Origin of the sequence: Neisseria sp. P0024.S006 (genome assembly GCF_051956595.1) — a bacterium.
GTDB lineage: Bacteria > Pseudomonadota > Gammaproteobacteria > Burkholderiales > Neisseriaceae > Neisseria.
The window spans coordinates 230,408-255,787 of the sequence record NZ_JBQCXH010000004.1 but is presented as its reverse complement, the minus strand read 5'-3'; the positions used below and the strand labels follow the sequence as shown (position 1 = coordinate 255,787).

At 49.1% G+C, this 25,380-nt stretch carries 22 protein-coding genes, 1 pseudogene and 1 riboswitch; of the genes and pseudogenes, 15 read left to right on the top strand and 8 right to left on the bottom strand.

Annotated elements, in window-relative coordinates; translation table 11 throughout:
• Nucleotides 1-42 precede the first annotated feature (42 nt).
• Complete coding sequence (rlmD, locus tag ACTHUF_RS09020; RefSeq protein WP_440407503.1) at nt 43-1,368, bottom strand: 23S rRNA (uracil(1939)-C(5))-methyltransferase RlmD; 1,326 nt, start codon at nt 1,366-1,368, stop codon at nt 43-45.
• Nucleotides 1,369-1,508: 140 nt separating this feature from the next.
• On the opposite strand from rlmD, the gene ACTHUF_RS09015 reads away from it, so the two are divergent.
• On the top strand, nt 1,509-2,570 hold the full coding sequence (locus ACTHUF_RS09015; RefSeq protein WP_070615891.1) for a L,D-transpeptidase: 1,062 nt from the start codon (nt 1,509-1,511) through the stop codon (nt 2,568-2,570).
• Nucleotides 2,571-2,666: 96 nt separating this feature from the next.
• On the opposite strand, the gene queC is transcribed toward ACTHUF_RS09015, so the two are convergent.
• Nucleotides 2,667-3,326: a 7-cyano-7-deazaguanine synthase QueC gene (queC, locus tag ACTHUF_RS09010; RefSeq protein ID WP_315092986.1), complete on the bottom strand. Its 660-nt coding sequence runs from the start codon at nt 3,324-3,326 to the stop codon at nt 2,667-2,669.
• A gap of 3 nt (nt 3,327-3,329) precedes the next feature.
• Nucleotides 3,330-3,375: riboswitch (PreQ1 riboswitch) on the bottom strand.
• A gap of 71 nt (nt 3,376-3,446) precedes the next feature.
• Between queC and ACTHUF_RS09005 the strand changes: the two genes are divergently transcribed.
• Complete coding sequence (locus ACTHUF_RS09005) at nt 3,447-4,046, top strand: CDP-alcohol phosphatidyltransferase family protein (protein ID WP_315092984.1); 600 nt, start codon at nt 3,447-3,449, stop codon at nt 4,044-4,046.
• A gap of 137 nt (nt 4,047-4,183) precedes the next feature.
• On the opposite strand, the pseudogene ACTHUF_RS09000 reads toward ACTHUF_RS09005, so the two are convergent.
• Nucleotides 4,184-6,047 (bottom strand): annotated as a pseudogene (locus tag ACTHUF_RS09000) (Pycsar system effector family protein).
• Between the two features lie 166 nt (nt 6,048-6,213).
• On the bottom strand, nt 6,214-6,498 hold the full coding sequence (locus tag ACTHUF_RS08995) for a PepSY domain-containing protein (RefSeq protein ID WP_049323918.1): 285 nt from the start codon (nt 6,496-6,498) through the stop codon (nt 6,214-6,216).
• A 466-nt stretch (nt 6,499-6,964) separates the two neighbouring features.
• Between ACTHUF_RS08995 and ACTHUF_RS08990 the strand changes: the two genes are divergently transcribed.
• The 9 genes from ACTHUF_RS08990 to ubiT all read left to right on the top strand — a co-directional run bounded on the left by ACTHUF_RS08990 (nt 6,965) and on the right by ubiT (nt 15,623).
• Nucleotides 6,965-8,707: a bifunctional alpha/beta hydrolase/class I SAM-dependent methyltransferase gene (locus ACTHUF_RS08990; RefSeq protein WP_315092979.1), complete on the top strand. Its 1,743-nt coding sequence runs from the start codon at nt 6,965-6,967 to the stop codon at nt 8,705-8,707.
• Between the two features lie 64 nt (nt 8,708-8,771).
• Nucleotides 8,772-10,058 carry a phosphatase PAP2/dual specificity phosphatase family protein gene (locus ACTHUF_RS08985; RefSeq protein ID WP_440407502.1) on the top strand — a complete coding sequence of 429 codons (1,287 nt, stop codon included), beginning with the start codon at nt 8,772-8,774 and terminating at the stop codon, nt 10,056-10,058.
• Between the two features lie 2 nt (nt 10,059-10,060).
• Nucleotides 10,061-10,435 carry a hypothetical protein gene (locus ACTHUF_RS08980; protein ID WP_440407531.1) on the top strand — a complete coding sequence of 125 codons (375 nt, stop codon included), beginning with the start codon at nt 10,061-10,063 and terminating at the stop codon, nt 10,433-10,435.
• Between the two features lie 62 nt (nt 10,436-10,497).
• Nucleotides 10,498-11,205 carry a lysophospholipid acyltransferase family protein gene (locus ACTHUF_RS08975; RefSeq protein ID WP_440407501.1) on the top strand — a complete coding sequence of 236 codons (708 nt, stop codon included), beginning with the start codon at nt 10,498-10,500 and terminating at the stop codon, nt 11,203-11,205.
• A complete protein-coding gene (locus ACTHUF_RS08970; protein WP_070850153.1) occupies nt 11,202-12,191 on the top strand; it encodes a phosphatidate cytidylyltransferase in 990 nt (329 codons plus the stop codon). Before ACTHUF_RS08975 ends, ACTHUF_RS08970 begins: the two co-directional genes overlap by 4 nt.
• Nucleotides 12,192-12,299: 108 nt before the next feature.
• Nucleotides 12,300-12,920, top strand: a complete 621-nt coding sequence (locus ACTHUF_RS08965; RefSeq protein ID WP_070646683.1) for a DUF2238 domain-containing protein — start codon at nt 12,300-12,302, stop codon at nt 12,918-12,920.
• A 334-nt stretch (nt 12,921-13,254) separates the two neighbouring features.
• Nucleotides 13,255-14,262 (top strand): ubiquinone anaerobic biosynthesis protein UbiU, encoded by a 1,008-nt coding sequence (gene ubiU, locus ACTHUF_RS08960; RefSeq protein WP_440407500.1) that lies wholly within the window; start codon nt 13,255-13,257, stop codon nt 14,260-14,262.
• Nucleotides 14,263-14,272: 10 nt separating this feature from the next.
• On the top strand, nt 14,273-15,190 hold the full coding sequence (locus tag ACTHUF_RS08955; RefSeq protein ID WP_070822660.1) for a U32 family peptidase: 918 nt from the start codon (nt 14,273-14,275) through the stop codon (nt 15,188-15,190).
• Nucleotides 15,177-15,623 carry a ubiquinone anaerobic biosynthesis accessory factor UbiT gene (gene ubiT, locus ACTHUF_RS08950; protein WP_049323906.1) on the top strand — a complete coding sequence of 149 codons (447 nt, stop codon included), beginning with the start codon at nt 15,177-15,179 and terminating at the stop codon, nt 15,621-15,623. The genes ACTHUF_RS08955 and ubiT overlap by 14 nt, the downstream gene beginning before the upstream one ends.
• A 152-nt stretch (nt 15,624-15,775) precedes the next feature.
• Here the strand turns inward: ubiT and ccoP are convergent, their stop codons facing one another.
• The 4 genes from ccoP to ccoN are packed head-to-tail and all read right to left on the bottom strand — an operon-like array spanning nt 15,776 to nt 19,396.
• Nucleotides 15,776-17,125, bottom strand: a complete 1,350-nt coding sequence (ccoP, locus tag ACTHUF_RS08945) for a cytochrome-c oxidase, cbb3-type subunit III (RefSeq protein WP_315092969.1) — start codon at nt 17,123-17,125, stop codon at nt 15,776-15,778.
• The gene (locus tag ACTHUF_RS08940) at nt 17,125-17,322 is read right to left on the bottom strand and encodes a cbb3-type cytochrome oxidase subunit 3 (RefSeq protein WP_003748776.1); all 198 of its coding nucleotides are present in this window, start codon (nt 17,320-17,322) and stop codon (nt 17,125-17,127) included. Before ACTHUF_RS08940 ends, ccoP begins: the two co-directional genes overlap by 1 nt.
• Before the next feature lie 4 nt (nt 17,323-17,326).
• Nucleotides 17,327-17,938 (bottom strand): cytochrome-c oxidase, cbb3-type subunit II, encoded by a 612-nt coding sequence (gene ccoO / locus ACTHUF_RS08935; protein WP_003748778.1) that lies wholly within the window; start codon nt 17,936-17,938, stop codon nt 17,327-17,329.
• A 24-nt stretch (nt 17,939-17,962) separates the two neighbouring features.
• A complete protein-coding gene (gene ccoN, locus ACTHUF_RS08930; protein ID WP_003748780.1) occupies nt 17,963-19,396 on the bottom strand; it encodes a cytochrome-c oxidase, cbb3-type subunit I in 1,434 nt (477 codons plus the stop codon).
• 332 nt (nt 19,397-19,728) lie between these two features.
• On the opposite strand from ccoN, the gene ACTHUF_RS08925 reads away from it, so the two are divergent.
• The 4 genes from ACTHUF_RS08925 to glnD all read left to right on the top strand — a co-directional run bounded on the left by ACTHUF_RS08925 (nt 19,729) and on the right by glnD (nt 25,296).
• Nucleotides 19,729-21,480 carry a M61 family metallopeptidase gene (locus ACTHUF_RS08925; protein WP_440407499.1) on the top strand — a complete coding sequence of 584 codons (1,752 nt, stop codon included), beginning with the start codon at nt 19,729-19,731 and terminating at the stop codon, nt 21,478-21,480.
• Nucleotides 21,481-21,558: 78 nt separating this feature from the next.
• Nucleotides 21,559-21,999, top strand: a complete 441-nt coding sequence (locus tag ACTHUF_RS08920) for a TIGR01244 family sulfur transferase (protein ID WP_315092962.1) — start codon at nt 21,559-21,561, stop codon at nt 21,997-21,999.
• A gap of 422 nt (nt 22,000-22,421) precedes the next feature.
• Entirely contained in the window at nt 22,422-22,718 is a 297-nt protein-coding gene (locus ACTHUF_RS08915) for a helix-turn-helix domain-containing protein (RefSeq protein ID WP_003680870.1), read from the top strand.
• Nucleotides 22,719-22,737: 19 nt separating this feature from the next.
• A complete protein-coding gene (glnD, locus tag ACTHUF_RS08910) occupies nt 22,738-25,296 on the top strand; it encodes a [protein-PII] uridylyltransferase (RefSeq protein ID WP_440407498.1) in 2,559 nt (852 codons plus the stop codon).
• Nucleotides 25,297-25,380 lie beyond the last annotated feature (84 nt).

Here is a 25,380-nt window from a genome sequence, read left to right as displayed (position 1 = left end):
TTACATTAAAAACCCTACTCACATAAAGGACTTGATACCAATTTACAACTCAAACACACCGATGGATTCAACATGCGAGGTTTGTGCAAACATATTCATGATTCCTGTCGCCTTAAACTTATAGCCCTTATCCACCAAGACACCGGCATCCCGTGCAAATGTTGATGGATTGCATGAAACATATACTATCTTTTGGGGCAAAAACGGCTTATGTAGCGATTTGACAACAGCATAAGCTCCGCTTCTCGGTGGATCCAGCAGCATCTTGTCAAATTTCCCCCATGACTCGACAGTCTTTTCATCGGTATCGAACAAGTCGGCAACAGAAAACGTCATATTCTCGGCACAACGATTCAGGCGGGCATTTTCCCTTGCCCTATCGACCAAATAATCAGCGCCTTCAATACCGACAACCGATGCGCCACTTTTCGCCAGCGGCAAACTGAAATTGCCCAAACCACAAAACAAATCGGCAATCCTCTCCCCTTTTTGAGGGTTTAAAAGCCTGACCGCCCTTGCCACCATCACTTCGTTCAATTGCGCATTAATCTGCGTAAAATCACCCGGTTTGTAAGGCATTTCCACGTCAAATTGAGCAAAATTATAGTTCAGAGCAGGCGCATTCTCGGGATAAAACGGCAAGGACTCGGCATGATCCTGCAGCCATATTTGCCATGCTTTTTCAGCACCCGACAATATCTTATCAAACCAATTACGCAATTCGCTTAATATTTGTCCAAACGGTTGATTTACGAAACGAATGTTGAGTGCGGTCACATTTCTCCCACAATAAAACTCAACAAATTTCACTTTTACACCGTCATCATGCAGCTTTTGCAGCAAATTTCGGACATCAGGCAATTTATCAGAAACATGTTTAGGCAAAATAGAACAATGGCGGATATTGACGACATCATGGCTTTTTTTAGCCTGAAAACCGAGTTTCAGACGGCCTTTTTTATCCACCGCAACACTTAAACGTGCCCTATCGCGATAATACCAGGAGAAACCATATAAAGGAGGCAAAATTATCTCCGGCTTGACCTTACCTATCCGTTCCAACTGTTCTTCCAAAATCCGTTGCTTTAATGCAACTTGCGCGCCAAAGGAAACATGTTGGAGCGAACAGCCACCACATGTATCAAAATAGCAACAAGCGGGCTCAACGCGTTCGGAAGAAGGTTTTAAAACCGTTTCGACCTGAGCTTCTGCAAACTGCTTTTTCTCTTTATGAATAGCAAACGTTACACGCTCTCCGGGCAGCGCACCGCCGATGAATACAGTCTTCCCATCGACTCTGGCAACACCCCTGCCCTCATAATCCAAAGAAAAAACTTCCGCCTCTTGATACCGTTCTTTCACACTCATACCGTTTCCGTCAGACAGCCGCTTACCGGCCGTCTGACTGTCTTTGCAATACCGAAAGCGCATATTTTCTCACAAAAACACAGAGTTTCAGGTATCATGCGCCAAAAACTTTCATTTCAATCCCTACAAAAAAAGACGACATGAAAAAATTATTCCTTGGCCTGACAGCCGCTCTTCTGACCTCGGCCGCTGCTGCAAACACACTTATTCCAGACGTCTCTCCCGCCTCTTCCGGACAACACGTCGTTATCAATATTACGCAACAGCGTTTGTTCCTCTACGACAACGGCAAACTGAGCAAAATTTATCCTGTTGCCGTCGGCAAAGCCATGACTCAAACCACTCTGGGCGAACACAAAATCGGCGCCAAAGCCTACAACCCGGTTTGGCACATTCCCAAATCCATCCAAAAAGAACGCAATGACGGCGTAAAAAGCGTACCGGCCGGTCCGAATAATCCGCTGGGTCCCGTATTTGTCCGTCTTGGCGACCCCAAATTGAGCCTGGGCATTCACGGCACCAATGCCCCTGCCAGCGTGCCCGGTGTCCGCAGCCATGGTTGCGTGCGCATGAAATCGCCTGACGCATTGGAATTTGCCAAAACCATCGCAACAGGTGCTCCCGCCTCCGTTATCTACCAAATGGCAAGCCTGAACGAAGATGCCAACCAAAACTTGTGGCTGGCTGCCTATCGCGACCCGTACGACAAGAAAAACCTTGATACGGCTGCCCTGAAAAAAAGCATTGCCGCTTGGGCAAAAGCGCACGGCAAAACCATTCCTGCAGCGCGTGTGGATGCAATCCTGAAAGGACGCACCGGCGCGGCAAACTGTCTGACCTGCGCCAAAGGCGTGAAACTCAAATCGCCTTTAAAATCTTTGGCATGGACCAGTGGCACGGATGCTTACAGCAAACCCAAAGTCATGCCGAAACCGGCTCCTGCTAAAGATGTGGTATTGCCTCAAGGCACTGAAATCGAAGTTGATGCTACCGACGATACAAATAAGGCAGCATCCGAACCGAAACAAAGCGTTCGTCCGACTCCGGTGAAACCGGCAAAACCAGCTGCCAAACCGGCAACCACTCCTGCCGAGACACCTGCTTCGGAGCCTAAAGCCGCTTCCGAACCGGCTACTGCCCCGGCCTCTGCGCCTGTGAAAGAGGCTCCGGCAAGCAGCGAACCGGAAGATTTGCTGTTCTAAGCAGAACAAAACACATAGCCAAAGGCCGTCTGAAACGAATTGTTCAGACGGCCTTTTCGTATTACTGAATATTGGAAATAGATGCCCCCTCTTAATTCAGACGACCTTTTTGCTTTCCAAATATTCTGACAAGCCGCGTTCGCGCAAAATACAGCTCGGACATTCATGACAACCACCGACCACGCCGTTATAACAAGTATGCGTATGCTCGCGAATATAATCCAACACACCCATTTCATCCGCCAATGCCCAAGTTTGCGCTTTGGTTAAATACATCAAGGGCGTGTGGATTTGAAAAGCGTAATCCATAGCCAGATTCAGCGTAACATTCATCGACTTGACGAACACATCGCGACAGTCGGGATAACCGGAAAAGTCGGTTTCGCACACGCCGGTAATGATATGGCGTATCCCCTGCCCTTTGGCGTAAATGGCGGCATAAAGCAAAAACAAAGCATTGCGCCCATCTACAAATGTATTGGGCAGGCCGTCTGAAGCCGTTTCAATCGCCGCCGTATCATCCATCAAGGCGTTATGCGTAATCTGTTGCATTAGACTCAAATCGAGCACGGTCTGCTTCACGCCCAAATCTTGGGCAATCCAACGCGCGCGCTCCAATTCGATGGCGTGGCGTTGTCCATATTGAAAAGTGATGGCCTGCACATTTTCAAGGCCATAGGTTTGAATTGCCTGAATCAGGCAGGTCGTTGAATCCTGCCCGCCCGAAAAAATAACGAGGGCTTGCTGTTTTTCCATTGTAAATTCCTAGTTTTGTTAACGCGGGAGGTTTGCGAACCGCGAGATTTGAAGATTGACGGATTATAACGGATTTCGTCTATAATCACGGCACTTCGTTTTCTTTTATATAGCATAATCATGAGCATCTACGCCCTGAAACCAAAATTCCAAAACCTGTTGCGCCCCATTGTTAAGAGACTGTATCAAAAAGGCATTACTGCCAATCAGGTTACCCTGTTTGCCTGCGCCGTTTCCATTTTGATCGGTTTGCTTTTAGCATTGTTTGCAGGTGTATCCACATTATTCTGGCTTTTGCCGATCTGGTTGTTCGTCCGCATGGCACTGAATGCGATGGACGGTATGCTGGCACGGGAGTTCGGCCAACAATCGGCATTGGGCGGCTATTTGAATGAAATCACCGATATTGTTGCCGATGCTGCTTTGTATCTGCCTTTTGCCTTTATCGCGCCCTTCGGCGGCATACAAATTGCCCTGTTTATTTGGCTGGCGACAATGACTGAGTTTTGCGGCGTTTTGGGGCAAGTTCATGGCAACGGCCGGCGTTATGACGGGCCATTCGGCAAAAGCGACCGTGCATTCTTTATCGGCGCATTGGCAGTATGGTACGCAATCGCCGGCAGCTTCCATTCGACTTTCTATATCCTTATGTGGCTGGCCTGCGCGGCATTGGTTTACACCTGCTACAAACGTGTCATCAATGGCTTGAAGGCCGTCTGAAATTTATCCACGTTCTTGGGTTAATCATCGTTGATTAGAGTATTTAAACCCATCAACCTGTTTTACTGAAAACAAGAAGGCCGTCTGAAACCATAAACTATCGGTTTCAGACGGCCTTTTATTCAGCCCAAGATAACTTACTGTTTACCCAGTTGACTGTAATCTACCAACATATACTTGGCAGTAATTTTCTGCGAAGCATTACCTTCATCACCCATCAAAATCATCTGCGGCTTGCCGTTAACGGTAATCGAATCGACGGCTTCGACGTTGGTGATGTGTTGCAGATTAGGCAGAGAGATTTTTTGCGGTTCATCGGTCGGATTACCGCTCCAAGTCCACAGTTGTGAGAATTTCTGTCCATTCTCATCCTTCACTTCATTGGCGATCACGTAGGTTTTCAACACAGGATCATAGTTGAGGGAACGGATACCGCCGCCATCAATATCAATCACCGCCACTTCATCAAATTCAGGTTTGGCATTGCGCTCAAATACATCTTTCGGATTGCTGATAAATGCGACCAAAGCCATGTTGTTGAACTCAGGGTCACGGAATCCCAAAACGAGACGTTTTTTCACCGGATCAAACGCCATGCCTTCAATATTGATTTCTTCAAAAGAAACTTCAGCCTTGGTTCGCTCGCGAATCAAATCATGCAGCTTGTGGTCGGTTTCCAAGACCTGCGTCAGATTGTCGTAGCTGGTCAGCCCCAACACATTACCGTCTTGGATTTTAAAGCGCATCAGGTGTTCGCGGTCAGGCGAGCGGTTACCTTTACGGGTGCGCGAGTGTGAAGTCAGTGCGTAGATAAAGCCTTCATCGTCGCGCGCCAAAGCCTCCAAGTCGCTCAGGCGGCGTTTGAAACCGGTAATCACGCGCGTATCCAATGCCTCGTCTTCCACAAACCTGCCCGTTTTATCAATGCTGACAATACTGAACGCATGGTTGGGTTCGTCTTCCGCAATCAACAAATTCCCGTCCGGAAGCTGTTGTACGGCGGAAGGCTCGTACACACCGTTAAACATATTGATCCCCATCGAACGCAGCTCTGCCGCATTGTTGGCCGACGGTATCAGCAATGACGGCAATGTTTTCACGCCGATAAATGCCACCAGTGAAGCCAGCAAGCCCCAGCGGAATACCGCGTAAGACAAATTGATGTATTTGAACTGTTTGTCCGCCAACAAACCAAGCCAATAAAGATGGTCGCTCATCTTTTCATAGATTTGTTTACGGTCGCCCATAATCTCCTGCATCATTTCCCAATATTGATCTTTTTGCAGTTTCACACGGTCTTCATAAATCAAAATATTGGGTTGGCTGCCGCCAAAAAAGCGCGTTTCGGTACTACTGAGTCGGGTTTTCAAGTCCCGCAGCTTAGAACGGCCGCGGATAAAATCCTTAAACCATGTCCGCGCCGCCTGCATTTTGCCGATACGTTCCGGCGAAGCAGAAAGCAATGCAAACACGATAGACGCGGTGGCAGTAATCATAAACGTACTGGCCGGAATCAAAAATTCGGGCGACGATGAAAAAATAAACGCGCCCGAAATCATCAGTGCAGACACGATAAAACCATTCAGCGAAATCATAATATTCGCTTTGGTTGCCGCCAGTGCCAACAATTCCATCTCCGAGCGTACGGCATTGCGGAACATAGTTTCCACGCCCTTATTCGTACCCAACAGATCAGGCGCATTCAAATCTTCGGCTTTATTTTTTTTTCTTTTTTGCCTTGTCTTTTTTGCGTTTGGTTTTCTTTTCACTTTTTTCAGACGGCATCTCAGGATGTTCAACTGCTTCCTGACCTTCTACCGTTTCCTGAATTTCTACCGTTTCAGCCGCAACCTCAACTTCGTTTTCAACAGTATTGTTTCGATTGCGATCCCAAAAATCAACGTCCTGTTGGGAATCGGCAGATACGCCGTCGTTTAAAGGTTTGCCTTGGTCGCCCATCTGCTTCGGCCGGCCATTTTCCTTCCAATCATTCAAATCCATATCATGACTCCCAACATCAAACACTTTGAATTAAATGGAAAATAAAAAACATATTTAGTTCATTTATTTTAGGTAATTTACATGCCGCTTACACTCTTTAAATACCTAAATAGCAAACTGCCGCAGAACCCCAAAGTCCTGCGACAACCCGCTTTGCATCAAAATATTAATAGTCGATGCGTTCTTTAATAATTTTCAAATCAGGATAAGACAAAACAATGTCGTACTCACGACCGTCTTTAAAAGCCTCGATATCCAACACAGGCTGGCCTCGACGACTATCGGCTTCAACATCGTGAACTTGATAGCCGCGTTGTTCCAACATTTTTACGGCTTTAGCACGGTTTTGCTCGAAGTTTTTGTCGCTGTAGATTTTTTGTTCGATGTAATCGCCGGCACCGGCAGTAGCGGCAGACAAAGCAACGATAGCGGTCAATAAGAATTTTTTCATGTTTGATTTCCTTTTCAAATGTGTATTCGGGTTTCGATGGATGTATTAAAACACAGTAAAATTAGCAGTTAATTAGTGCTTGGTTAAGCGCAGTAAAGGCCGTCTGAAAACTGTTCAGGCAGCCTTTAACCTTAATCATCAAATTTCAAACGTATTGCTTAAGTGTAAATCCAGAGAGTTAGAAACAATGAAAAGCCTGCAGCGAATATTCACCCAACAAACGGACAAATCATGAACAAATTTTGCGAAATCACCTTTTGCCAACAAATCGGCAGTAGTTTGTAAGGTTATCCAAACACCCTCTATCTAACTTTTTAACAATCACTGTCATCAGTTCTAAGTAAAATTTGAAACCATCTTTTACCATTTCTCTCCATCATTGCATTCGTCCGTCTATCGGATAATCATTGCATTTATTCGATATGTCATGATACTGTTCAAAAAATATGACTATTAGGAGTTTCTCATGTCCGAACAGCAAAAATTCTTTTCTACCCAAGACGGGACTTCGCTTTTCTACCGCTATCGCCCTGCTGCCGACGGTTCTTCCGATAAAGCCATTGTGCTGTTTCATCGCGGGCATGAGCATTCCGGCCGGATGATGTTTGTGGCGGATGAGTTGGGTTTTGATGATTTTTCCTATTTTGCTTGGGATGCGCGCGGTCATGGTTACAGCCCCGGTGAACGTGGCGATAGTCCGAGTATTGGCACTTCGGTTGCTGATGTAGATGATTTTATCCGACACATTCAAAGCGAATACGGCATCAAACCTGAAAACATTTGCGTGATTGCGCAAAGTGTCGGTGCGGTATTGGTTTCTACTTGGTTGCACGATTACGCACCGAAAATCCGTTGCGCCGTATTGGCTTCGCCTGCGTTCAAAGTCAAACTCTATGTTCCGTTTGCCCGTATTGGTTTGAAAATTATGCAAAAATGGCGTGGCAATTTCTTTGTCAACAGCTATGTCAAAGCCCACTATCTGACCCACAATGTCGAACGTCAAAAAAGCTACGACAATGATCCGCTGATTGCCCGCGCCATTTCTGTGCGCATTCTGCTGGGTTTATATGAGGCGGCCGAACGTGTAGTCGCCGATGCACAAGCGATTACTACGCCTGTACAACTGTTGATTTCAGGCAGCGATTGGGTCGTTCATCACAAACCGCAACACGATTTTTACAACCGTTTGGGCAGCCATATTAAAGAACGCCATATCCTGCCCGGTTTTTACCACGATACTTTAGGCGAGCAAGACCGTGAAATCGCGTTTGTAGAAATGCGCCGTTTTATCCGCGAGCGTTTCAACCAACCTTTGCAACCAGTTGATTTAACCCAAGCCCATTTGCACAGCGACAGCCGCCGCGAAGCTGACGAACTGGCTACGCCTTTGCCTATTTGTTCGCCACGCGGTGCATTTTGGGCAATATATCGTGCCTCGCTCAAACTGGGTGCGCGCTGGAGTGAAGGCTTGAGAATCGGTCAAGAAACAGGTTTTGATTCAGGCAGCACGCTGGATTACGTCTACCGCAATCAACCGCAAGGCAGCAACGCTTTCGGTGTATGGGTGGACAAATACTATCTCAATGCCATCGGCTGGCGTGGCATTCGCCAACGCAAAGTCAATATCGGCAAAGCCATTCAGACGGCCTCAGCCAAACTGCGTGAAGCAGGCAAACCTGTACACGTTTTGGATATCGCGTCTGGTCATGGCCGCTATGTATTGGACGCACTGACTGCCGACACATTGCCTGATTCCGTACGCTTGCGCGATTACAGCCCGATTAATGTCGAAGCCGGTCGCAAGCTGATTGCCGAGCGCGGCTTGCAAAACACGGTAACCTTCAATGAAGTCAATGCCTACGACCGCGCCAATTATCACGATTTGCAGCCGCGTCTAACGCTGGGCATTGTTTCCGGCCTACATGAATTGTTTGCCGACAATGATTTGATTTTGAACTCGCTCTACGGCTTCGGCGAGGCCATTGAAACCGGCGGCTACCTGATCTACACCGGCCAGCCGTGGCATCCGCAACTGGAAATGATTGCCCGCGCCCTGACCAGCCACAAATCAGGCAGCCCAAACTGGGTAATGCGCCGCCGCAGTCAGCAGGAAATGGATCAGTTGGTTGAAAAAGCCGGTTTTGAAAAAATCCATCAATGGATAGACGAAGACGGTATTTTCACCGTGAGCTTGGCAGTGAAGAAATAAAAATAAAGGCCGTCTGAACAAATTTTTAACTTTCAGACGGCCTTATTAAACCATGTACCTATCCATGAAACCCGCCCTCAAAACCTCCCTAATCAAGCTGATTTTAGTCGGTATCCTGTTCTACACCAGCTACGGCCTGTCCAATCATTACGCGGCATCGCTGGACTATGTGCCGGAAGTTGCTTTTGCATGGGAGCGCAATATTCCGTTTTGGGCATGGACGATTGTGCCTTATTGGTCGCTAAACCTGATGTATGCCGCGGCATTTTTCCTTTGCCGTGATACACATGAACAAAACCGATATGTAGCGCACCTTGTAGCTGCCCAACTGATTGCAACTCTTTGCTTCGTGCTGTTTCCGCTGCGTTTCGGATGGACTAAACCGCCTGCCGATGGGCTGTCGGGCTGGCTGTTTGATTCATTGGCTGCGTTTGATTTGCCGTACAACCAAGCGCCATCTTTACATATCGCGTTGGCGATTATCGTGGGTGCATTTTATTGGACGCGTTTTCCCAAAATCCGCCTGCCGCTTTTCTTATGGCAAAGCCTGATTGCCTTGTCGGTACTGACGACTTATCAACATCATTTTATCGACGTACCAACCGGAGCATTGCTCGGCTGGCTGGTGTTGTGGGCTTTCCCGCATCAGATGACTTCGCCGTTAAAACTGGGCTCAAGTGATGTACGCTCAAGAAAGATTGCGCTGCTGTATTTGCTTGGTGCGTGTTTGATGGCTTTGCCTGCGCTGCTGGGTGGCACGTGGCTGTGGTTGATATGGATGAGCGTGTCTTTGCTGATGGTGGCTTTTGCCTATTTGACTGGAAATGCAAACGTATTCCAAAAACAGGCTAACGGTAAATTATCGGCAGCAGTGACGGTTTTGCTGTTGCCTTATCTGGTGGGCGTACGGCTAAACATGGCGTATTGGTTACGCGGTAAAGCGAAAACAGCACAAATCCGCCATGATGTATGGATTGGCAGCGTTTTAGGGATTTCAAACCATCAGCCTGCGGTATTGGATGTATGCGCCGAATATCCCTGCCGTAGCCATCAGGGAGTATATTGCGCCCTGCCTTTACTGGATATGGCAACGCCGTCTGAAAACGATTTGGTTCAGACGGCCTCGATATTGGAAACCTTGCGCCAAAAACACGGCAAAGTATTGGTATGTTGCGCTTTGGGTTATGGAAGAAGTGCAGCAGTGGTGCTGACGTGGCTGCTAGCCTATGGTGGCTGCAAAGACTTGGCGCAAGCGAAGGCCGAACTCAAACAGGCTCGACCGCAAATGGTATTATCGCCGGCCACCGCCCAGGCAGTCGAAGCTGCGGCCAACCGTTTAAAACAAGGATAATGATGGACAACGCAACCGATAGCCGTATTACTGCCCACCTACTCTCTACCGCACATTATGTTGCCGCCTGCAATGCCTTGCTGCTCGCCTTGTCGGCAAAATATGGTGGTGCTTGGTTTGCGGTGCAACTCGTCTTAGCAGCGGTTTTGTTGTACTGCCATATCCGCATTCACTTCGACCGCCGCGTGTTCCAAGACTTTGCCGACAACCACTACGCTCCTGAAGACTTCGATCACGCCTTACAGCAAAACGGTTTGCGTCAAATTTCAGGCAACCGTACTTTGACCCAACGGATAAACGGCGCACTTTCCCTATGGCGCAAATGCTTATACCTGACCGCCGCACAATTTTTAATTTTGCTTATCCAAAGCATTTGATTATTTTGCTGATTTACTCAAATCGAATCCTTAGCGGTATCTCACTCCCAAAGGCAGAAACAATGAAAAACTTTCTCAAAAAACAACTTGCCTGGCTAACCGACCAAGCCTTGTGTCTGTCGGTCTCTTTTCTTACGGGCGTACGTCCTAAAAGTCCGCGCGAGCTGACATTCAATCAGCACCAAAAAGTTTATTACGCCAATCACGGCAGCCATGGTGATTTTGTGTTGGTGTGGATTTCCCTGCCCCGCCGCTGGCGTTTGTCCACGCGCCCTGTCGCCGGTTCGGATTACTGGCTGACGAGCAAACTCAAACGCTTCATCATTCAAAACGTTTTCAATGCCTTGCTGATTCCGCGCCATAGCGATAATCCGCAAGCGATTACCGAACAGATGAAAGACGCGCTGAACGCAGGCGACTCCTTGATTATTTTCCCTGAAGGCACGCGTAACACTGACGACAACACCTTCCTGCTGCCGTTCAAGTCCGGCATTTATCATCTGGCAAAAAGCAAACCCAATACCGAATTTGTTCCGATTTGGATAGACAACATCAGCCGCGTACTGCCCAAAGGCAAAATCCTGCCTATACCGCTTTTGTGTGAAGTCCATATCGGACAGCCGCTTACCTTGCAGGAAAACGAAGACAAAGACAGTTTTTTGACACGCAGCCGTGAAGCGCTGCTGGCACTCAGGCCGTCTGAAAACGACCGCAGCGAGCTTCGCCAAAATAAACCTGAAGTTCATCAAAACAAAGAAGGACAAGCATGAGCCTTTCTACGACTTCCCAACAAATCATTGTCGAACAAGCCGCCGCTCATCTGACTCCGCAAGCCGGCTATATTTTTGTCAGCGTATTTGCCGTATTGTGTTTCGCCAGCATCATCGGACAATGGCTCAAGCGCAAAAACGGTGCAGATAATGCCACCATCGCCAACCTCAACGCCCGCATTTACGCATGGTGGCTGATGACGCTGGTGTTGCTGGGCGCGTTTTGGTTCGGCAAAATCGGAACGGTTGTACTGTTTTTCCTGATTTCATTTGCCACACTGCGCGAATTCATGACCCTCGTCTATCGCCGCCGCAGCGACTATTACAGCATGGTGGTCTGCTTTTACCTGCTGCTGCCAGTGCAATACTATTTCGTCTATGACGGCTGGTACGGCATGTTCAGCATTTTTATTCCGGTTTACGGCTTTTTGATACTGCCGATTATTGCCAGCCTCAGCGGCCAAACCGCGCACTTTTTGGAACGTGCCGCCAAAACACAATGGATGGCGATGATTTGCATCTTCTGCCTGTCCCATGTTCCGGCGCTGATGTTTCTAGACTTGGACGGCTTCGACAACGGCAACAATATCCTGTTGCTGATTTTTCTGATTGGCGTGGTACAAGTATCGGATGTATTGCAATACGTTTGGGGCAAACTGATTGGCGGTGCAAAAATCATGCCTTCGCTTTCGCCGTCAAAAACCATTTCCGGTACAGTCGGCGGTATTTTGTCGGCCACGGCCATTGCCGCGTTGATGGCGCCGATTACGCCTTTCTCCCACGGCCAAGCGGCCGTTATCGGCTTCATCGTCTGCATGATGGGCTTCTTTGGCGGCCTGGTTATGTCTGCCATCAAACGCGATTACGGTGTCAAAGATTGGGGCAATATGATACGCGGCCACGGCGGCATGCTTGACCGCGTGGATTCGATTTGCTTTGCCGCACCCGTGTTTTTCCACATCACCCGTTATTTCTGGAACGGCTAAACTTCAGGCCGTCTGAAAACTATTTTTCAGACGGCCTTTAATATCCGAAACTGCCAATCCACCGATTCGTTATACAATACGCAACCCTTGTTATTACATACACACAATATGAATAAACCCTCTCCAATCTTTCCCATTTTTCTTGCTACGATTATCTTCGCCCTCATTGTTTGGTCAGGTATCAATCCCCATGACCGCGCAGTCTGGTACGCCGAAATCATCCCCGTAGCCTCCGTATTCTTCCTTCTGGTTGCCACCTACCGCATTTTCCGCTTCAGCAACCTGGCCTACTTATTCATGAGCTTCTGGCTGATTATGCATTCCATCGGCGCATACTATACTTTTGCCGATGTACCGTTTGAATCCATCAACCGCTTTGTCGAACCGATTTTGGGCGAAAACCGCAATCATTACGACCGTATTGCCCACTACATCATCGGCTTTTATGCCTACCCGATGGCCGAATGGCTGCTGCGCCGCAAGCTGTGTAATCTGCCGCTGGCCTTGTTTTTCTCCCTGTTCTTCATCATGAGCGTGGCTGCCGCCTATGAAATCATCGAATGGCAATATGCCGTTATCGACGGCGGAGAGGCCGGACTGGAGTTCTTGGGTTCTCAAGGCGATATTTGGGACGCGCAAAAAGACATGCTTGCCGATACTTTGGGCGCGTTAACCTCGCTGTTTATTTTTGTGTTTACCCGACCCGATAAACGTTTGGGTTTCTCTTAAATATATCCCTTTAAAGCAAAAGGCCGTCTGAAACCAGATTTTCAGACGGCCTTTTTTCATTTTTCTATCGCTATTATTGTAAAAATTAATAAATACGATAGTTAAAAACATAAGCCGATTTTGAAACAAAATCCGTCATCAAAATTTTTAAGCACATGAAATATATAAAAAACAACGTCTGTTAAGATTTTGTAAACAATATGCCTACGTCAACCTGAATTTTTCAATTTGATTTAAATCAGCATATCTTGTGTCATTAATCCATAAAATATCCGGAATTCTACAAAATATTGATTAACCCGATAGAGGTTATCATCAAGACGAGGAACACAAAATGCAGAAAATTCCAGAATTGGTCTGCCCCGCCGGCAACCTGCCTGCACTGAAAACCGCTGTGGACAACGGTGCGGACACGGTTTACATGGGTTTGAAAGATGCGACCAATGCACGAAACTTTCCGGGACTGAATTTCGATATGAAATCGGCGCGGGAAGGCGTAGCTTACGCCCATGCGCGCGGGCGCAATGTACTGATGGCCATCAATACATTCGCACAAGCGGGCCAAGTGGAGCGTTGGCACGCCGCTGTGGATACGGCGGCGGATTTGGGTGCCGATGCGATTATTGTTGCCGACCCCGCCATCATGGCGTATGCGGCAGACAAACATCCGAATTTACGCCTGCATATGTCGGTACAAGGTTCGGCCACCAATTACGAAGCCATCAATATGATGAAAGAGCTGTTCAGCATCCGTCGTGCCGTTTTGCCGCGCGTACTGACCATCGATCAGGTCAAACATGTGATTGACAATACTGATGTGGAAATTGAAGTCTTTGGCTTCGGCAGTTTGTGTGTGATGGTGGAAGGCCGTTGCATCTTGTCGAGCTATGCAACAGGCGAATCGCCCAATATGCAAGGTGTCTGCTCTCCGGCAAAATCCGTCCGCTGGGAACAACTGCCCGACCGCATGAACGTACGTCTAAACCAGGTATTGATAGACCAATACAAACCCAATGAACCGGCAGGTTATCCAACCTTGTGCAAAGGCCGCTTTGAAGTCAATGATGAAACTTACTATGCTTTGGAAGAACCGACCAGCCTGAATGTTTTGGAAATGTTGCCCGAACTCATCAAAATCGGTGTGTCCGCCATCAAAATCGAGGGACGCCAACGCAGTCCGATGTATACGGCGCAGGTAACCAAATCCCTGCGCCAAGCACTGGATGCAGCCGCAGCCGACCCGTCGCATTTCAAAGTCAATCCGTCCTGGAACAATGCCTTGAGCAAAGTTTCGGAAGGTCATCAGACAACTTTGGGCGCATACAACCGCCCATGGAAATAAGGGAAAAAAAATGAATTCATTGAAATTGTCGCTGGGCCCTATTTTGTTTTTCTGGCAAAAAGAAGCCCTGCTGGAATTTTACGTTTCCATGCTGGATACGCCGTTGGATACGGTTTATTTGGGCGAAGTAGTCTGCTCACGCCGTCAGAAAATGCGCTTTGCCGACTGGTTCGGACTGGCTGAAGACCTGGCGGAAAGCGGTAAGGAGATTATTCTTTCTTCACAAGTCCTGCTCGAAAGCGAATCCGATCTGAAACGCCTGCGTAAAATCACGGAGCAGGGAAAGTTTAAAGTTGAAGCCAACGACATGGGTGCGGTCAAATTGGCACGCGAACACGGCATCCCGTTTGTTGCCGGCGCAAGCCTGAATATCTACAACGAAACCACTTTGGACGTATTCCGAAAATTAGGGGCATTCCGCTGGATTGCACCGTCCGAGCTGAGCCGCGATAAGGTTGCAGAAATCATCAAGGCTTCAGACGGCATTGAAACCGAACTCTTTGCTTGGGGCAAAATGCCGCTCGCCTATTCATCACGTTGCTTTACCGCCCGCCATTACAATCTGAATAAAGACAGTTGCGAGTTCCGCTGCCTCGACCACGAGCACGGTATGGCCATGAATACGCGCGAAGGCCAGCCGTTTCTCACCATCAACGGCATCCAAACCATGTCTTACGGCTGCCAAAACCTACTGCCCCACCATGAAGATTTGAATAAAATCGGCGTGAATATGCTCAGACTGTCGCCACAAATGCACGGCATGGCTGAAATTATCCAAATTCACCGCGATGTATTGGACGGAAAAGCTACATGGGAAGATGTCCGCCCCGAGTTGGAACGACTGACTACCGGAACACTGGTTGACGGCTATTGGCGCGGCCAGCCCGGTATTGAAACCGTGAAGGAGGCATATTATGGCGCTGCCTGAAATCATATTACCCAAATGGATGGCAAAAATCGGTACCAAACTTCCCGGTAAACCTCCACGCTTTGTTTTGGTCTCCGTATTGAATACCATGCTGAAAAAAGGTTTACTGCCTGCCGATATGGAACTTTTTGCCGGAAGAAAATTCGAAATCGAAGTTTTGGATGCCGGTATCAAAGTGCGGTTTAGTGCCGATACGGAAAAATTCCTGGACGACAACTTCAGCGGCGCCCCCGATCTGAGACTGGCTGCCAACGGTATAGACTTCATGCGCATGATGATGCGCGAGGAAGATCCCGACACCTTATTTTTTAACCGTAAATTGCAAATTGAAGGCGATACGGAACTGGGGTTAATTACCAAAAACTTACTCGACAGCGTCGAGTGGCCTTTCAGCGAATGGTTCCTGAAACGCAGTACATCCACTTTGGATTGATTAATTTTGGTTGAACCAAGAACAAAGGCCGTCTGAATGTTTCAGACGGCCTTATATATTTTGCCTCTTTTTGATATGTTTTTTCTTATTGGTTTTATCAAATATAAAAAAGCGTACCTTGTTAGGTACGCTTTTTTCAATCCAACTCAAAATTAGAATTTTGCACCGGACTCATTTGCCATAAAGTCTACAGCCGCTTTAACCTCATCGTCACTCAAGCTGCTGTTGCCGCCTTTGGCAGGCATTGAATTAAAACCTTCAAGCGCGTGTTTGTGCAAAGTATCTTTACCTTGCTTAATTCGAGGAGCCCAGTCGTCTTTTTTACCGACAACAGGTGCGCCCGGAATCATACCACCATGACATGTTTTACAGTTGGCTTCAAAAACAGCTTTGCCGTCTACCTTAACCGGAGCTGCTTCTGCTTTTTCAGCAGGTTTGGCTTCAGCAGCCGCCGGAGCAGCTTTGGCATCTGAAGCAGCTTTATCGGCAGCAGGAGTCGAAGCAGCCGCCGGAGCAGAAGCATCGGCAGGTTGAGCTGCCGGAGCAGGCTCGGCTTTTTTAGCAGGAGCTTTTTTACCGTCTTTGTTGGACAAACCCCAAACATAAGCGGTCATGATGTGCAGCTTGTCTTTGTCGAGGAAGTGACCCCAAGCAGGCATTTGGCTGCTGCGGCCGTTGGTAATGGTTTCGGTAATCGCTTTTTGAGTACCGCCCCACAACCATACATCGTCGGTCAAATTCGGGCCGAGGCCTTGGATACCTTGACCTTTGTCGCCGTGACAAGTGAAACAGTTGGCAGGTGGGCCGCTAAACAGGACTTTACCGCGTTCGGCGCGTTCCTCATCGTATTGGCCTTTAGGTTTAGAAAGGGACATCACATAATGTGTTACGTTTTTCACGCCTTCTTCACCCAAAGCAGGACCCCAGGCCGGCATAGAGGCAGTACGGCCTTTTTCGATGGTTTCCTGAATCTTTTCAGGTTCACCGCCCCACAACCAATCGTCGTCGGTCAAATTCGGGAAGCCTTTTGAGCCTTTGGCATCTGAGCCGTGACATTGGATACAGTAGGTATTGAAAAGGTTTTGTGCAATAGCACGGGCTTCAGGGTCTTTAGCCACTTTCTCAATCGGCATATTGGAAAATTTAGCATACACTTTACCGTATTGCTGATTGGCTTTGGCAACTTCTTCTTCATATTGACCATGGCTGCTCCAGCCCCACAGGCCTTTGTAATCGCCGATACCCGGATACATAATCAGGTAGCCGACGCCAAACAGCCATGTGCAGACATAAAGCCAAAACCACCAACGTGGCAGAGGGTTGTTGTACTCCGAAATGCCGTCCCACTCATGACCTGTGGTTTTTACTTCTTCGCCTTTTTTAGGGCGTTTCACAACGTTTTGCGAAAGCAGAAGCCAAGCCAGGCCGATGAAGCTGAGCACGACGATAACGGCAATATATATACTCCAGAAACTACTGGTAAATTGGGATGTTGTGTTCATTATTTTGCTCCGTGATCACGGACTGACTGAGCTTGATCGTCCTTTTCAGACGGCCTTTGTTCGTCATTATCGAAAATACTGCTGGCAGCATCGTCATAGTTTTTCTTATTGCGTCTATTGAACACAATATAGAGGACTAAAATAAAGCTGATAAATACCCAAACAGTAAAGAGCGAGCGAGCCCAGTTAGCGTCCATGATGTTACCTTACGTTTTTCAATGCCAAGCCCAAGCCTTGCAGGTAGGCGATAACAGCGTCCAGCTCTGATTTGTTGGCCAGCATTTCAGGTGCTTTGGCAATTTCTTCATCGCTGTAAGGTGTACCCACTTTACGCAGGGCTTTCATATGCGCCACAGTTGCCTCGGCATCGACTTTATTGCGTGCGAGCCATGGGAATGCAGGCATATTGGACTCCGGCACAACGTCGCGCGGGTTCAGCAGGTGGATGCGGTGCCATTCATCGGAATAACGGCCGCCAACACGAGCCAAATCCGGACCGGTACGTTTAGAACCCCATTGGAACGGATGGTCATAAACAGACTCACCGGCAACGGAGTAATGACCGTAACGTTCAGTTTCTGCACGGAATGGACGAATCATTTGAGAGTGGCAGTTGTAGCAGCCTTCGCGCACATAAATATCGCGACCGGCCACTTGCAGGGCATTATATGGTTTCACGCCGGGTGCAGGTTCGGTAACTGCCTTGGTGAAGAACAGCGGAACAGCCTCGATCAGAAGGCCGACGCTGACTACAAGCAGGGTGAATACAATCAGTACACCGACTTTTTCTTCAGCTAATTGTTGTAATTTCATTTTGGTAGCCTATCTTTCTTGTCATTAGTGGTGTTGAGTTTGAGAAACCGCAGGAATCTCAGCATCAACGGCTTTACCACTGATAGCAGTACGGTAAACGTTATATGCCATGATGCACATACCGCTCAGGTACAGAAGACCGCCGGTGAAACGAATCATGTAGTAAGGCATGGTACGTTTTACGGATTCAACGAAGGAATAAGTCAGCGTGCCGTCGTCATTCAAAGAACCCCACATAAGACCTTGCATTACGCCGGCAATCCACATTGCAGCGATATACAGAACCACGCCGATGGTCGCGATCCAGAAATGCGCCTCAACCAATTTGGTGCTGTACATTTCATTTTTGCCGAACAAGCGGGGAATCATATAGTAAACGGAACCGATGGTTACAAAGCCCACCCAGCCCAATGCGCCGGCGTGAACGTGTGCAACAGTCCAGTCGGTGTAGTGGCTCAGAGCGTTAACGGTTTTGATAGACATCATCGGGCCTTCGAAGGTAGACATACCGTAGAAAGACAGAGAAACGATCAAGAATTTCAAAATCGGGTCGGTACGCAGTTTGTCCCATGCGCCGGACAGAGTCATGATACCGTTGATCATACCGCCCCAAGAAGGCGCAAACAGGATCAAAGACAATACCATACCCAAAGATTGAGTCCAGTCAGGCAATGCAGTGTAGTGCAAGTGGTGAGAACCAGCCCACATATAAGTGAAAATCAAAGCCCAGAAGTGGACAACGGACAAGCGGTAAGAGTAAATCGGACGGCCTGCTTGTTTAGGGACGAAATAGTACATCATACCCAAGAAGCCGGCTGTCAGGAAAAAGCCCACCGCATTGTGGCCGTACCACCATTGAACCATCGCATCAATCGCACCTGCGTAAACCGGGTAAGATTTCATCAAACCGGCAGGGATGCTGATATTATTGACGATGTGCAACAGTGCAACGGCCAAGATAAAGCCGCCGTAGAACCAGTTGGCAACGTAAATATGTTTGATTTTACGTTTGGCAATCGTACCGAAGAATACGATGGCGTAGGCAACCCACACCAGCGTAATCAAAATGTCGATAGGCCATTCCAACTCGGCGTATTCTTTACCTTGGGTGTAACCCATAGGCAAACTGATGGCCGCAGCCACGATAACGGCCTGCCAACCCCAGAAGGTAAATGCAGGCAGCCAACCGCCAAACAGACGGGTATTACATGTACGTTGAACAACGTAGTATGATGTACCGATCAAACCGCAACCGCCGAATGCAAAAATAACCGCATTGGTGTGCAGAGGACGCAGGCGGCCGAAGTGGAACCAAGGTCCGATATTGGATAAATCGAGGGCCGGAGCAAAAAGCTGGGCAGCGACGATAACGCCGACCAACATGCCCACAATACCCCAAACTACAGTCATGATGGCGAACTGGCGCACCACTTTGTAGTTATAAGTTTGTGTGTCCATGGAAGTCTCCATAAATTATGGGTATAAAAAATTTTTATCTCACCCCAACCCCTGCATTTACGAAAAGCGCAATACGGCCAAGGCTCAAATTTTTCTAAATTTAACATAGACACCACAACATGCCAAGCAAAATTACATTCCATATTGCATAAAATATTTAGCAAGACATAAATTCATTTCTTTTATAATCAATAAATTATTAAAACATACGCATTAAATCGGATAGGGTATTTTTTCAAGCCCCCTTTTTCATACAGTTTTATTGATATAGATTAAGCCCACCCCTTAAAACCCCTTCTTCTTAATAAACTTTAGCAAATTAACCAATAGCTATGATTAATTACAAAATTACCCCCAACTTTCTGTCTCATGAATGGCACATCACCTTATCATTCACTCAAACCAATGATTCAGAAACAGAAATCAGCTTACCCAACTGGGTTCCCGGCAGCTATCTCATCCGTGACTTTGCCCGCCACATCACGCACATCAGCGCGCGCTGCAACGGCAAAGCCCAACCGCTGACACAAACCAGCAAAAACCATTGGCAAACCCCTGCCCTCAGTGGAGCGTGGGAAATTTACTACACTGTTTACGCATTCGACTTATCAGTTCGCGGCTCATTCCTCAGTACTGAGCGCGGCTTTTTCGACGGCGCGTGCCTATTCTTAAAAGTGCACGGACAAGAACACCGGCCACATCAAATCAAATTTTCCACCCTGCCGCACACATGGCAGATAGCCACCACACTGCCCCAAACCTCGGCAACCACTTTTCAGACGGCCTCATACGCCGAGCTTATCGACCATCCGGTTGAAACAGGCATCATCGAATTTCTCGAATTTGAAGCACAAGGCATTCCCCACCGTATTGCATTAAGCGGCATCTATCCCGATTTTGACCGTGCCCGCTTCCTCGCCGATATTCAAAAAATCTGCGAAACCGAGTTGGCGATGTTCCCCACCCCTGCTCCGTTTACCGAATACCTTTTCTTACTACATCTGGGCGACAACCTCTACGGCGGGCTGGAACACATCAGCAGCACCGCCCTACTCGCCGACCGCCACAGTCTGCCATCTTATAATATGGGCGAGGCCGATAAAGCCTATACCGAATTGCTCGGCCTTTTCTCCCACGAGTACTTCCACGCATGGAACGTCAAATCCATCAAACCGGCCGTATTCGCACCTTACAACCTCGACCAAGAAAACTACACCGAGCAACTTTGGGCATTTGAAGGCATTACCTCCTACTACGACGACCTCTTTCTTGCCCGAAGCAAAACCATCAGTCCCGAAGCCTACCTCACCCTGCTTGCACAAAGCATCACACGCGTCCAGCAGACACAAGGCCGTCTGAAACAAACACTTGCCCAATCCAGTTTCAGCGCATGGGACAAGTTCTACAAACAAGACGAAAACAGCCCCAACGCCATCGTCAGCTATTATCAAAAAGGCGCACTGGCCGCACTTTGTCTCGACCTTATCATCCGTGAAAAAAGCCAAGGCAAATACACCCTAAACAGCGTGATGCAGCAACACTATCGCGACTGGTGTAATACCCATCAAGGCATACCTGAAAAACACTGGCAAACCCGTTGCCAAGAAATAACCGGTTTAGATTTAGAAACCTTCTTTCAGACGGCCTTATACAGCACCGATGATCTTCCGCTCGCAGAATGCCTGCAAAGCGTAGGTGTCAAACTCGACTTTATCCCCCTACCCCGCCAACACGGAGGAGCATTTGCAAGCAAACCCCAATCAGTTGCACCCGCCAACGATTTGGGCGCACGTTTCAAACAAAACAGCGACCATGCAATCCTGACTCATGTATTCAATGGCGGCAGCGCAGAAAATGCCGGACTCTGCCCGCAAGACAAAATCATCGCCTTGGGCGGCTACGCCTGCAACGACCTTGCAGCGCAGTGGAGCAAACTGCCTATCGGTACGCGCACCACCATCCATTTCTTCCGCCAAGGCCTATTGCGCGAGACCAGCATCACAGTTCAAGCAGCAGAAGCCAATACTGCCCTGCTGCACATTACCGATCGCCAAAAACTCGAAAACTGGTTGTACAATCATTAAATAAAACTTCAGACGGCCTGCTACTTCACAGGCCGTCTGAAATCAACATACCCATTCAATATAAAGAAAGGAAAAACTATGCCCATCCGCAAGCTGACCGACTCCCTCTATATCGCCCCCCAACTGACCGAAGCCGATGTCCAAGAAGCCGTACGTCTCGGCATCCAAACCGTCATCTGCAACCGCCCGGACGGCGAAGAAGAAAACCAACCTGCTTTTGCAGAAGTTCAAAACTGGTTTAAAGAGGCCGGCATCAACCAATTCTCACACCAGCCCGTTGTCGCGCCTCAAATCAACGCAGCCGATGTCGCAGCCTTCCAAAATCTGTTGCAACAATCTCCGACTCCTATCCTTGCCTTCTGCCGTACCGGCACACGTTGCTCCCTGCTTTGGGGTTATCATCAAGTGCAACACGGCGCATCCGTAGCCGAAGTGGTTGCCGCAGCCGAACAGGCAGGCGTTAACCTCAGCAACTTTGAAGTCCGTCTGCAAGAAGCCAAAGATAAAGGTTTGGCTTAATACCTAAGTTATATAGTAACTAGTAGTCCTTAAGGCCATCAGGCCGTCTGAAACCGATTATTCAGACGGCCTGATGGCCTTAGCTTATTTTTAATTTATTTCCACTATCTTAAAGATATATTTTCTAAATTAAAACAGAATTGACCTGTGTCAATACCCCAATCCTATTTTCATTTATAATGCCTTCCAATGATTCAGGGCCATGCCCGAATCTTCCAGTTTCCTCGATAAGAGCCAGCTCTCTTATTCAATGATTTTTCTTTCCTCTTGATGTGTGTGTGTTTGGGTGTGGCTGAGTGCCACCCCCTTTTTTTATACCTACCCTCTTGGAGGCTGTCTGAAACTTTCAGACGGCCTTTTCTTTCCCCTAGCAAAAATAGTATAAAATCCCCTTATCGTTCAAACCACAAACCCCAAACACCATGGTCAACAAACTCACTCCCCCTCCCAGCCTGCCCGATCCGCAAGACCTCCGCGCCGTTATCGCCTACAACATGCGCCTCTATCGCGTCAACCACGGCTGGTCGCAAGAAGAACTCGCACGCCAATGCGGACTTGACCGCACCTACGTCTCCGCCGTCGAGCGCAAACGCTGGAACATCGCCCTTTCCAACATCGAAAAAATCGCATCCGCACTCAAAATCGCCCCTTACAAACTTCTCCTTCCGCCGCAAGAAATGCTCCGCCAAATGACCGAGCCTGCCGATACCCAAGCCTAATTCACAACCAGACACCATCATGACCGCCGCCCAACAAGCCATCCAAACCTACCGGCAGCAAAAAGCCGCAGCAGAAACCGCCTACCGCCAAAACAACCGCCCTACCGCTTACTTCCGCGACCATATCGCCGCTGCCGAAACCCTGCTGCAAACCCTCTGGCAAATCCACTTTCCCGACAGCGACGACATCAGTCTGATTGCTATCGGCGGCTTCGGGCGTTGCGAACTCTATCCCCATTCAGACTGGGATTTAGCGATTATTTCCTCTACTCCTTTTTCAGACGGCCTGCAACAACAAACCGCCCAATTTATCCAAACCCTTTGGGACGCACGCCTCAATCCCGCCATCAAAAGCGGCAGCATAGAAGAAATCCTCCAAAGCACCCAAAACGACATTACCGGCGAAACCGCCTTTCTTGAAGCACGCCATCTCCAAGGCAATCCCAACCTTACCGCCCAACTTCTAAACAAACTCAACACACGCCGCAACACAGCCGCCTTCATCGAAGCCAAACTCCTCGAAATGGAGCAACGCCACACCAAATCCCAAGGTACAGGCGCACAACTCGAACCCAACATCAAAACCTGCCCCGGCGGCCTGCGCGACATCCACACTCTTATCTGGACAGCCAAAGCACAAGGCATAGACAGCAACCCCACCGCCCTCGTTACCGCCGGCTTCCTCACCCGCGCCGAAGCCGGCATGCTGGCCCACGGCTACCGCCGCCTCGCCAACATCCGCATTCACCTCCACCTTACCGCCGACCGCCCTGAAGACAGGCTGCTTTTCGACTACCAGTCCCAAGTCGCCGAAAGCTTAGGCTATACCCAACCCGACATCCGCGGCAGAAGCGAAGCCCTGATGCACACCTTCTACCGCGCCACCAAAGCCATCAAACAACTCAACGGCATCCTCATTCCGATTCTCAAAAACCATCAAACCCCCGGCCGCCTCCAGCACATCCACCCCATCGACAGCCACTACAAACGCATCGGCCACCAAATCGCCGCCAACGACCTTGCCCTGTTCGAGCAAAACCCCGAACACATCTTCACCATCATCCAAACCATGCAGGAGCAAAACATCACCACCATCGAGCCGCAAACCCTGCGCGCATGGTGGGCGGCCACACGGAAAATCAACGCCCGTTTCACCCAAAATCCAGAAAACCGCCGCCGCTTCATCCAATTCTTCAAACACGGCACCGGCCTCACCCAAACCCTCCGTTTTCTCAACCTCTACGGCGTACTTGGCCGCTATCTCCCCGCCTGGGAAAAAATCACCGGCCTGCTCCAACACGACCTCTTCCATATTTACCCCGTAGACGACCATATCCTGACCGTCGTCCGCAATATGCGCCGTCTCGCCATCGAAACCCACAGCCACGAAATGCCCGAGGCCAGCGCCATCATGCAGGCCTACCCACGGCCGCACATCCTCTACACCGCCGCCCTGTTGCACGACATCGCCAAAGGCCGTGGCGGCGATCACGCCAAAGAAGGCATCAAAGACGCCCAACAATTTGCCGCCGACCACTACTACACCGAAGAAGAAAGCCACCTCCTCGCATGGCTGGTTGAAAACCATCTGCTCATGTCCACCGTTGCCCAAAAAGAAGACATCCAAGACCCGCACGTCCTCCAAGCCTTCTGCCGCCGTATTCCCACACGCGAATACCTCGACGCACTCTACCTGCTTACCATTGCCGACATCCGCGGCACCAACCCCAAACTTTGGAACACATGGCGCGCCAGTCTGCTCCAAACCCTCTACCACAGCACCGCCGCCGTTTTAAACAGCAAACACCACGATCCCGAACGCCTCCCCAACCGACGCGAACAAGCCTCGACCGATCAGCTCACGCGCGCGGCCGTTCCCCTCAAAAACCAACAAAAGCTCCGCCGCATTCTCGGCAGCGCATACTACGTCCGCCATCAGACACGGGAAATCCTCTGGCACACCGCAAATCTCGCCTACGATACCCAAAGTCCGGCCGTCCGCAGCCGCATCCTTCCCCAAAGCAACAGCCTTCAAGTCATGGTGTTCATGCCCAATGGCGACCGCCTCTTCGCACGCCTCTGCCGCATCTTCAGCAGCCACCGTTTCGACATCCAAGCCGCCCGCGCCTTCATTACCGAGCACGACTACATCCTCGACACCTTTATCTTGCAACTTCCCGACAATCTCCCGCCCGAAGAATATCCCGACCGCCAAAGCGCACTCGAAGCCGAGCTCAACAGCTTCATCCACGGCAATACCACCGTCCAAAAACAAAGCGGCCGCCCACACATCAGCCGCCGCATCCGCCATATCCCCATCCCTCCTACCGTAATCATCACCCCCGAAGAAGATTATCCCGGCTGGCACACCATAGACATCACCGCCGTCAACCGCCCCCACCTCCTCGCCGACATCGCCGAGACCTTCTTCGCACACAACATCAGCCTGCGCTACGCCAAAATCACCACCTTGGATCAGCGCATTGAGGACAGCTTCATCACCTACAGCCCATCCCTGCAAGACCCACAAACCCAAAACACCCTAAAACAAGCATTGATCGAAGTCTTGACCCCATAAAGGCCGTCTGAATATCTTAAAAACATAGGGTGAGCATTTTTTGCTCACCCTAATCACATCCAAATTATAAACATCCTGAATATA

What these genes read in the sequence shown, in the direction of transcription:
- ACTHUF_RS09005 (WP_315092984.1), top strand. Translation starts at nt 3,447, where the DNA reads ATGAGCATCTACGCCCTGAAACCAAAATTCCAAAACCTGTTGCGCCCC.
- ACTHUF_RS08995 (WP_049323918.1), bottom strand. Translation starts at nt 6,498, where the DNA reads ATGAAAAAATTCTTATTGACCGCTATCGTTGCTTTGTCTGCCGCTACT.
- ccoN (WP_003748780.1), bottom strand. Translation starts at nt 19,396, where the DNA reads ATGGACACACAAACTTATAACTACAAAGTGGTGCGCCAGTTCGCCATC.
- ACTHUF_RS08980 (WP_440407531.1), top strand. Translation starts at nt 10,061, where the DNA reads ATGGACAACGCAACCGATAGCCGTATTACTGCCCACCTACTCTCTACC.
- ACTHUF_RS08985 (WP_440407502.1), top strand. Translation starts at nt 8,772, where the DNA reads ATGAAACCCGCCCTCAAAACCTCCCTAATCAAGCTGATTTTAGTCGGT.
- ACTHUF_RS08925 (WP_440407499.1), top strand. Translation starts at nt 19,729, where the DNA reads ATGATTAATTACAAAATTACCCCCAACTTTCTGTCTCATGAATGGCAC.
- queC (WP_315092986.1), bottom strand. Translation starts at nt 3,326, where the DNA reads ATGGAAAAACAGCAAGCCCTCGTTATTTTTTCGGGCGGGCAGGATTCA.
- ccoP (WP_315092969.1), bottom strand. Translation starts at nt 17,125, where the DNA reads ATGAACACAACATCCCAATTTACCAGTAGTTTCTGGAGTATATATATT.
- ACTHUF_RS08990 (WP_315092979.1), top strand. Translation starts at nt 6,965, where the DNA reads ATGTCCGAACAGCAAAAATTCTTTTCTACCCAAGACGGGACTTCGCTT.
- ubiT (WP_049323906.1), top strand. Translation starts at nt 15,177, where the DNA reads ATGGCGCTGCCTGAAATCATATTACCCAAATGGATGGCAAAAATCGGT.
- ACTHUF_RS08965 (WP_070646683.1), top strand. Translation starts at nt 12,300, where the DNA reads ATGAATAAACCCTCTCCAATCTTTCCCATTTTTCTTGCTACGATTATC.
- ubiU (WP_440407500.1), top strand. Translation starts at nt 13,255, where the DNA reads ATGCAGAAAATTCCAGAATTGGTCTGCCCCGCCGGCAACCTGCCTGCA.
- ACTHUF_RS08940 (WP_003748776.1), bottom strand. Translation starts at nt 17,322, where the DNA reads ATGGACGCTAACTGGGCTCGCTCGCTCTTTACTGTTTGGGTATTTATC.
- ACTHUF_RS08955 (WP_070822660.1), top strand. Translation starts at nt 14,273, where the DNA reads ATGAATTCATTGAAATTGTCGCTGGGCCCTATTTTGTTTTTCTGGCAA.
- ccoO (WP_003748778.1), bottom strand. Translation starts at nt 17,938, where the DNA reads ATGAAATTACAACAATTAGCTGAAGAAAAAGTCGGTGTACTGATTGTA.
- ACTHUF_RS08975 (WP_440407501.1), top strand. Translation starts at nt 10,498, where the DNA reads ATGAAAAACTTTCTCAAAAAACAACTTGCCTGGCTAACCGACCAAGCC.
- ACTHUF_RS08970 (WP_070850153.1), top strand. Translation starts at nt 11,202, where the DNA reads ATGAGCCTTTCTACGACTTCCCAACAAATCATTGTCGAACAAGCCGCC.
- ACTHUF_RS09015 (WP_070615891.1), top strand. Translation starts at nt 1,509, where the DNA reads ATGAAAAAATTATTCCTTGGCCTGACAGCCGCTCTTCTGACCTCGGCC.
- glnD (WP_440407498.1), top strand. Translation starts at nt 22,738, where the DNA reads ATGACCGCCGCCCAACAAGCCATCCAAACCTACCGGCAGCAAAAAGCC.
- rlmD (WP_440407503.1), bottom strand. Translation starts at nt 1,368, where the DNA reads ATGAGTGTGAAAGAACGGTATCAAGAGGCGGAAGTTTTTTCTTTGGAT.
- ACTHUF_RS08920 (WP_315092962.1), top strand. Translation starts at nt 21,559, where the DNA reads ATGCCCATCCGCAAGCTGACCGACTCCCTCTATATCGCCCCCCAACTG.
- ACTHUF_RS08915 (WP_003680870.1), top strand. Translation starts at nt 22,422, where the DNA reads ATGGTCAACAAACTCACTCCCCCTCCCAGCCTGCCCGATCCGCAAGAC.